At 41.4% G+C, this 1,596-nt stretch carries 2 protein-coding genes; both read right to left on the reverse strand.

The genetic code is table 11. The annotated features are described in order from the left end of the window. Nucleotides 1–13 precede the first annotated feature (13 nt). On the reverse strand, nucleotides 14–223 hold the full coding sequence (locus tag NHH16_RS15340) for a hypothetical protein (protein WP_262070463.1): 210 nt from the start codon (nucleotides 221–223) through the stop codon (nucleotides 14–16). A gap of 29 nt (nucleotides 224–252) precedes the next feature. Then, a partial coding sequence (locus tag NHH16_RS15345) for a VaFE repeat-containing surface-anchored protein (protein ID WP_262070464.1) occupies nucleotides 253–1,596 on the reverse strand: 1,344 nt, incomplete at its 5' end.

Below are 1,596 nucleotides of genomic sequence, written 5' to 3' on the forward strand. Positions count from 1 at the left end.
TTTCATTCTGCTCTCATCTCCTTCTATTAAAAATCCAAGTAAATACAAAGGTTAAGATTCCTGAAAACAGTAGCACCAAGCCATACATCACGGTTGTCTTCCACTTCCCAAGTGCCCCTACTGGCAATACATATGTCATTAAGACATAGGTAATCAGAATTGCCAGAAGTAGTGCTAGGATTACTAGAATCACATTTTTCAAACCAAATCCTTTTCTTCTCATAACAGTCTTCTCCTCTTCAATCGCTTCCTTTATAAATTTCTCTTTCTGTAGTAAATAAGTATTGCCGTGCCACTAGCTAGCAAAAGCATTAAGCTGCCTAGACCTAGGAATAAATTTCTCTTACTCTTAATTCCTGTCTTCGGTATGCTGCTCTCTTCCTTTGGCTCCTCAGGCTTTTCTGGTTTCTCTGGTTGTACCAGCTCTACCGTTTGTCCTTCATCCTCAGGATCTTTATGTTCGGCGATGATATTACCCTCTGCATCTAGTACCGTTTCAAAGGCCGTGAGCTTCTTTAATTCCTCAGCACTCAATTTAGAGGCATCAAACTCAAACCAAACCTCTACACTTCCTTCTGCTTTATCAGGTGTAAACTTCGCAGTACCAACAAGCTCTTTTCCCTCAATCAATACTGGTTTGCCGTCCGCTGTTAAAATTCCGTTTGCTGTTAACTCTTCTCCTATGTGCCTAGCCATTTTGAAATAACTAATAACATCCTTTAACTTTATGACACCTTCTGTCACCACTACTTTCCCGCCATCCTCAGTTGTAAGGGTGGTGCCAATTTCTGGCTTTGGTTCTTCGTCGTTGGTTAGCGTACCCAATTCTACGGAAACAAGATTTCGTTCGATTACAATCTCAACGCCTGTTATCAAAACTTTTCCTTTGTTATTTTCACAAGGCAACTCATCAATCACATAGGTATCATAAAGTAACGCACCCACATCATCATTTAGCGCATCTATGTTCCCAAACCAAACACCGTCTTTCTCACTTTCTCCCCGATTGGTATTTTCTGAGTGCTTGTTCCAACTACTCTCGGTAGATGCGTTGCCATTCTTGTCGGTTACAATAATATGACTTTCACCTGTCGTTTTTGACGTGATTGAGAAGGGAATATTGGCCATTCGTTTACCAGTACCGTCTTCTATCTTGACGAACTTTAGATCTCCACGAATCGGATTATTTTTAATTACCGGGCTATCATAAGTCTTTACACTTTCTAGCTTTCCTTCCGCCGTCACCTTTTTTACATGAACACTAGCATCACTTAGCAGATATCCCTCTGATGCCTTTATCTCTTGGGTTGTTACTGTCCCTAAAGGAAGGGTGGGGTTTCCTTTTGAATCTAGATAAAAGTCACTGCCACTTACTAGATACTCTTTACCAAGCATTGCCCTTCCCTCGTTATCCGTTCGAATAATCCAGCTGCGTTCCTCTTTCTTGCCAAGCGTCTGAGGATCCACGTCATAATGGCCTTTATAGAATTTAACTCTAAACTGAGTATCTTCTAACGCTGCCCCGCCTTGTGGCTTGCCCTCGTTCGTTTCCTTATCCTTCTTAAAAGCCCAGATTTCAATAGGATTGTTTTGGGG

The organism is Ohessyouella blattaphilus, from assembly GCF_024721265.1.
In the GTDB taxonomy this organism is placed as follows: Bacteria; Bacillota; Clostridia; order Lachnospirales; family Lachnospiraceae; genus Aequitasia; species Aequitasia blattaphilus_A.